Origin of the sequence: Cognatundibacterium griseum (assembly GCF_014284195.1) — a bacterium.
GTDB classification, from domain to species: Bacteria; Pseudomonadota; Gammaproteobacteria; order Burkholderiales; family Burkholderiaceae_D; genus Undibacterium; species Undibacterium griseum.
The window spans coordinates 339,060-345,059 of the sequence record NZ_JACOGC010000003.1; the positions used below are offsets into that span (position 1 = coordinate 339,060).

Consider the following 6,000-nt stretch of genomic DNA (forward strand, 5'->3'; position numbering starts at 1 on the left):
AACCCTTCAATCAAGTAAAATACGAACATACCGCACAAAAATGACAAAGAGATTGTCACTTCCATACTTCGGACGAAAAAAAGTCCGGCAAAGCCGGCTATATTAATCTACCCACCGTGCAAAACCAAATTTCCCCACTTATCCTCAGTTTTGGGGCTGCCGATCCGGTGGCTGCCACAGGCTTATATGCGGACACCGCATCATTTGCCGCAATGGGCTGTCACGGACTCCCGGTCACGACAGCGATACTCACCGGCGATACCGGTCAGGTTGACAGCATTCATGCGCTGGATGCCGATCTGGTCGACGAACAGGCAAGAACCGTGCTGGAAGACATGCCTGTGATTGCCATCAAAGTCGGACTGGTAGGCAGCGTCGAAAACGTTACGGCCATTGCCGAAATCGTCTCAGACTACCCAGACATGCCGCTGATACTCGATCCGTTTAATGCTGCCGTGGCGGAACACATTGCCGATACCGAGGATCTGTCCCTGTCGATTCGTGAATTGCTGATACCGCAGGCAATGCTGCTCGTCATTTCCGCGATCGAATTATCACGGCTGGCTGAAACCTGGAAAGAGCAGGGCGAATCTGATGATCTGACAGCCGATGCCATGACGCTCATTGATTCCGGCTGTGAATATGTGCTTGTGACCGGCACCCCGTGTCAGGCCGGAGAAATTGCCAATATGCTGTTCAATGAATCGGGCATGGTCAGGCGGGATGTCTGGCAGCGCTCTCCCGGTTCCTACATGGGCGCCGGGACCACCTTGTCTGCTGCGCTGACAGCCCTGCTGGCGACCGGCATTCCGGTACCGGAGGCGGTACTGGAAGCCCAGGAATTCACGCTGGCGGCTGTTCAGCATGCGCAGCAGTTCGGCATGGGGAAACTTGTACCAGACCGCTATTTCTGGGCCAGAGAACCGGCACAATAAGCCTGCCGCCACCCCTCGATTTTTATCTGAATCCATATCATGACGAATCATAACGAAACCTTATTTGCACGCGCCCAGTTATCCACTCCCGGAGGGGTCAATTCTCCTGTACGGGCATTTCGCTCCGTAGGAGGAACACCCCGTTTCATCACCCGTGCGGAAGGTCCTTATTTCTGGGATGCCGACGACCGTCGCTACATTGACTATATCGGTTCGTGGGGCCCTGCCATTGTGGGGCACGCACATCCGGAAGTCGTCAGCGCAGTGCAGGAAGCTGCGGCACGCGGCCTGAGTTTTGGCGCGCCGACAGAGGGTGAAATTCTGATGGCCGAGGAAATCTGCAAGCTGGTGCCCGGCGTAGAGCAGCTGCGCCTGGTTTCCAGCGGTACGGAAGCGACCATGAGCGCACTGCGTCTGGCCCGCGGCGCCACCCGGCGCGACAAAATCATTAAATTTGAAGGCTGCTACCACGGTCATGCGGATTCATTGCTGGTTAAAGCAGGCAGTGGTTTGCTGACTTTCGGTAACCCGACTTCTGCCGGTGTGCCGGAAGATTTCAGCAAACACACGCTGGTTCTCGACTACAACAACAGCCAGCAACTCGAAGAAGTGTTCCGTACTGTCGGTGATCAGATCGCCTGCGTGATTGTGGAGCCCGTCGCCGGCAACATGAATCTGGTCCGCGCCACACCGGAATTTCTGCAAACCATGCGCCGTTTATGCTCACAGTATGGCAGCGTCCTGATTTTCGATGAGGTGATGTGCGGCTTCCGGGTGGGTCTGCATGGCGCACAGGCTTTATACGACATTCAGGCCGATCTGGTGTGCCTGGGCAAAGTCATCGGGGGTGGCCTGCCGGTTGCTGCATTCGGCGGTCGTGCTGATCTGATGAAACATATGGCGCCATTGGGCGGTGTGTATCAGGCGGGAACGCTGTCAGGTAATCCGGTTGCCGTTGCTGCCGGACTGACGACGCTGAAAATTATTCAGCGCGAAGGTTTTTACAGCACACTGACCGCGCAGACCCGTGAGCTGGCAGAACGCCTGACCGCAGCAGGGCAGGCTGCCGGACATCCATTCTGCGCGGATGCCGTCGGCGGCATGTTCGGCCTTTATTTTGCCTCGCAGATTCCCGATTCCTATGCGGCAGTCATGGCCAGCGACAAAGAAAAATTCAACCGTTTCTTCCATCTGATGCTGGACACCGGCGTGTATCTCGCACCGTCTGCATTTGAGGCTGGCTTTGTTTCTATTCAGCACGATGGGCAAATCATTGACGCCACGATTGAAGCGGCAAAACAGGCATTCGCACGTCTTTAAAATCTTTTATGCCCAATCAGGCGATCCGGTCGTCAGACGAAATAACCGGATCGCCCGCAATATCTGCCTCATCTCCTGAAATTTACAAAATTGCCGCGTCCCGGCAAATCCAGTCGCGCTTCCATCCTGGGAGTTTCACTGATAATTTTGCCGCGCCGGATAACGTATCGGCGCACAGGGCGCAAGCGCAATGCATCAATACAGTCAGGCGCATCCAGCATCACCAGATCGGCATGACTGCCCACTGTCAGTCCATAGCCCGGCAAGCCCATGATACGGGCAGGAATAGTAGTCACCGCCTCAAAACACTGATGCATCGCCTGCTGTCCGGTCATCTGGGCAACATGCAGCCCCATGTGCGCGACTTCCAGCATATCGCCGGAACCAAGACTGTACCAGGGGTCCATGACACAATCATGCCCGAATGCGACATCAATACCCATCGCCAGCATCTCGGGCACCCGCGTCATACCGCGTCGTTTCGGGTAAGTATCATGCCGCCCCTGAAGCGTAATATTAATGAGAGGATTGGCGATCGCCGCCACCCCAGCCTCGCGCATCAATGGCAACAGTTTGCTGACATAGTAATTATCCATGGAATGCATGGAAGTCAGATGCGACCCTGCCACCCTGCCCTGTAAGCCCAGCCTCTGGGTTTGGAATACCAGAGTCTCAATATGACGCGACATAGGATCGTCAGATTCATCACAATGCATATCGATGCGCAATCCCTGCTCTGCGGCAAACTCGCATAACAGACGTATCGATTCCGCGCCGTCTGCCATCGTGCGCTCAAAATGCGGAATGCCGCCCACAACGTCGACACCCATCGCAACCGCACGTTTCAGATTGTTAAAAGCGCCCGGGCTGCGCAACAATCCGTCCTGAGGAAATGCGACCAGCTGCAAATCCAGATACGGTGCCACCCGGCGGCGCACTTCCAGTAATGCCTCGACTGCCAGCAGACGATCATCGCAAATATCGACATGAGAACGGATGGCCAGCAAGCCCTTTGCAACCGCCCAATCACAATATTGCATTGCACGTGCGATCAACGCTTCCTGCGTCAATTGCGGCTTCAGCTCCCCCCAAAGCGCGATTCCCTCTAACAAGGTACCGCTTTGATTCACCCTCGGCAAACCGTAGGACAGCACCGCATCCATATGAAAATGTGCATCGACAAACGGCGGACACACCAGATCACCCGCCGCATCCAGCTCCCTGATTCCTGGCCTGATGCCGGACAATCCGGTATCGATGGCTTCAATCAATCCTGACCGGATCAGAATGTCCATTCCGCGACGCCCATCGGGCAAACTGGCATTACGAATCAACAAATCCTGCATAGCGGCTCCTGTCGGTATGTTGGTAAAAATTTTAACCGTTTCCTTTATCCTGCGTCATAATCACAGGATCGACATGCAGGAATTTTTATGGCAACAATGAAGCAGGTCGCGGAAAAAGCCCGCGTCTCAACCACCACCGTTTCCCACGTCATCAACAATACCCGGGTCGTCAGCGAAGATGCGCGGGAACGTGTGCTGTCCGTCATTCAGGAGTTGCGCTACATCCCAAGCGCAGTTGCGCGCAGTCTGAAAAATGACCGGACCCACACACTGGGTATGATGATCCCGAATAATTCCAACCCTTATTTTGCCGAAGTGATTCAGGGGATTGAAGATGCTTCGTTTAAACTCGGCTATAACATCATCCTCTGCAATTCCGATGACAATCCCAAAAAACAGGCAGCCTATATCCGGGTTCTGATGGAAAAAAGAATCGATGGCCTGATCCTGGTTTCGTCAGGTTCGGACGAAGAACTGAGCCAGCTACTGGCTGATGAAGGCATTCCGAAAGTGCTGGTGGACCGGGAGGTGTCCGGCGTTTCTGCTGATTTCATTGAAGCTGACCACGTACAGGGCGGCTACGATGCCACCAGTTATCTGATCAGCCTCGGACACCGGAGGATCGCATGCGTCGCAGGGCCAGATACGCTCTTGCCCAGCGGAGGACGCGTGACCGGCTATCTGCGTGCACTCAAAGAAGCCGGACTGGAATTCCGGGACAAATATCTGGTGCACAGCGACTTTACCAGTCAGGGCGGTTTCAATGCGTTTCAGGAATTGCTCGCATTACCGGAACGCCCTACCGCTATTTTTGTCAGCAATGACCTGATGGCCATCGGCGGTATTTGTGCAGCCAACGCAGCAGGCGTCAGAATCCCGCAGCAATTGTCCGTGGTCGGCTATGACGACATTGCGCTGGCATCGTTCAGCACGCCTCCCTTAACAACGATTGCCCAGCCAAAACATGCCATTGGTGAGCTGACCGCCAAAACACTGGTTGACCGGATACAGCATCCCGACGCCCCCTTGCGGCGTGAAATGCTGCAGTCACGCCTGGTCATCCGTCAATCCACAGCAGCACCGGGACACAGGGACTAATATGTGCTGGGTTCTGTCCGGCTCAGTAAGTCGTCGTCAGCAAGCGGGGCAAGGCTTCATTCAGTACCTTGCTCAGAACCTGCAGTATGATCAAAACCAGCAATGGCGAAAAATCCAGGCCGCCCAAAGACGGCAGCAGTCGCCTGAAAGGCGCTAGCAAAGGCTCGTTCAACGCACGCACAAACGGTGCCAGAGGTGCATGCGGATTAATCCAGCTGAATACCGCCTCAATCAACAGCAGAGCCATCAAGCCATACAGCGCCCACTGCGCCACCCGGAAAACGGTCAGAATCAGAATTATTCCCGGTGATACCTGGGACAGCAGCCAGAAATCCAGCAGCACCGGCACCAGCGCCGTCAGGAACACGGCCGTCAACGTCGCCCAGTCATATCCCCTGAACCCGGGGATAATGCGGCGTATCGGATGCACAATCCAGTCTGTAATCTGAAAAATCGCCTGCGCCAGAGAGGAAGGAGGACGAACCCGTTGCACCTGCATCCAGAAGCGCAATAACAGGAAACCGGCGAAAAAACCCGTCACGATGTCGATAATGAATGTAAAAATTCCGTGTAGCACGAATTGTTTCCTTCAAAAAAATACCCACTGGCGATGTATCACACAGTGGGTATTGTGCCTGAATAAGATCAGGCAACCAAGTTCGCCAGAGATTAAGCCGGACGATTACCTGTTGGAAATGGCCATGCGGCATTTGGGCTGACGACAGTTTTTGCGTCAGGTGTCGCTGGTTTAGCCGGTGCCGCTTTTTTTACCGCCGCCTTTTTCGCTACTGGCTTTGCTGCCGCTTTCACTGCCGGTTTTTTAGCTGCTGGCTTCGCTGCGACTTTGGTTGCTGCTTTCGCTGCGGGTTTCGCTGCCGCTTTTTTCGCTGCTGGCTTCGCTGCGACTTTCGCTACCGCTTTTTTTGCTGCTGGCTTGGCGGCTGCCTTTGCTGCAGGTTTCGCTGCTGCCTTCGCTACCGGTTTCGCTGCCGCTTTTTTCGCTGCTGGTTTCGCTGCGACTTTCGCTACTGCTTTCTTTGCTGCTGGCTTAGCGGCTGCCTTTGCTGCAGGTTTTGCTGCGGCTTTTTTAGCTGCTGGTTTCGCTGCGGCTTTCGCTACTGCTTTCTTTGCTGCTGGCTTAGCGGCTGCTTTTGCTGCAGGTTTTGCTGCCGCTTTTTTAGCTGCTGGTTTCGCTGCGGCTTTCGCTACTGCTTTCTTTGCTGCTGGCTTAGCGGCTGCTTTTGCTGCAGGTTTTGCTGCCGCTTTTTTAGCTGCTGGTTTCGCTGCGGCTTTCGCTACAG

Annotated in this window: 5 protein-coding genes and 1 pseudogene; 3 read left to right on the forward strand and 3 right to left on the reverse strand. The window is 54.8% G+C overall.

The window, feature by feature from the left end:
* Positions 1 to 116: 116 nt before the first annotated feature.
* Positions 117 to 935: a bifunctional hydroxymethylpyrimidine kinase/phosphomethylpyrimidine kinase gene (thiD, locus tag H8K27_RS09855; RefSeq protein WP_186862994.1), complete on the forward strand. Its 819-nt coding sequence runs from the start codon at positions 117 to 119 to the stop codon at positions 933 to 935.
* A 39-nt stretch (positions 936 to 974) separates the two neighbouring features.
* On the forward strand, positions 975 to 2,255 hold the full coding sequence (hemL, locus tag H8K27_RS09860; RefSeq protein WP_186862995.1) for a glutamate-1-semialdehyde 2,1-aminomutase: 1,281 nt from the start codon (positions 975 to 977) through the stop codon (positions 2,253 to 2,255).
* A 68-nt stretch (positions 2,256 to 2,323) separates the two neighbouring features.
* Here hemL and H8K27_RS09865 read toward each other — a convergent pair whose 3' ends face one another.
* Positions 2,324 to 3,601 (reverse strand): amidohydrolase family protein, encoded by a 1,278-nt coding sequence (locus H8K27_RS09865; protein ID WP_186862996.1) that lies wholly within the window; start codon positions 3,599 to 3,601, stop codon positions 2,324 to 2,326.
* A gap of 87 nt (positions 3,602 to 3,688) precedes the next feature.
* On the opposite strand from H8K27_RS09865, the gene H8K27_RS09870 reads away from it, so the two are divergent.
* Positions 3,689 to 4,699 (forward strand): LacI family DNA-binding transcriptional regulator, encoded by a 1,011-nt coding sequence (locus H8K27_RS09870; protein WP_186862997.1) that lies wholly within the window; start codon positions 3,689 to 3,691, stop codon positions 4,697 to 4,699.
* Between the two features lie 22 nt (positions 4,700 to 4,721).
* Here H8K27_RS09870 and H8K27_RS09875 read toward each other — a convergent pair whose 3' ends face one another.
* Positions 4,722 to 5,276: a YggT family protein gene (locus H8K27_RS09875; protein WP_186862998.1), complete on the reverse strand. Its 555-nt coding sequence runs from the start codon at positions 5,274 to 5,276 to the stop codon at positions 4,722 to 4,724.
* Between the two features lie 92 nt (positions 5,277 to 5,368).
* Positions 5,369 to 6,000 (reverse strand): annotated as a pseudogene (locus H8K27_RS09880) (transcriptional regulator); the annotation flags it as partial.

What these genes read in the sequence shown, in the direction of transcription:
- H8K27_RS09865 (WP_186862996.1), bottom strand. Translation starts at nt 3,601, where the DNA reads ATGCAGGATTTGTTGATTCGTAATGCCAGTTTGCCCGATGGGCGTCGC.
- hemL (WP_186862995.1), top strand. Translation starts at nt 975, where the DNA reads ATGACGAATCATAACGAAACCTTATTTGCACGCGCCCAGTTATCCACT.
- H8K27_RS09870 (WP_186862997.1), top strand. Translation starts at nt 3,689, where the DNA reads ATGGCAACAATGAAGCAGGTCGCGGAAAAAGCCCGCGTCTCAACCACC.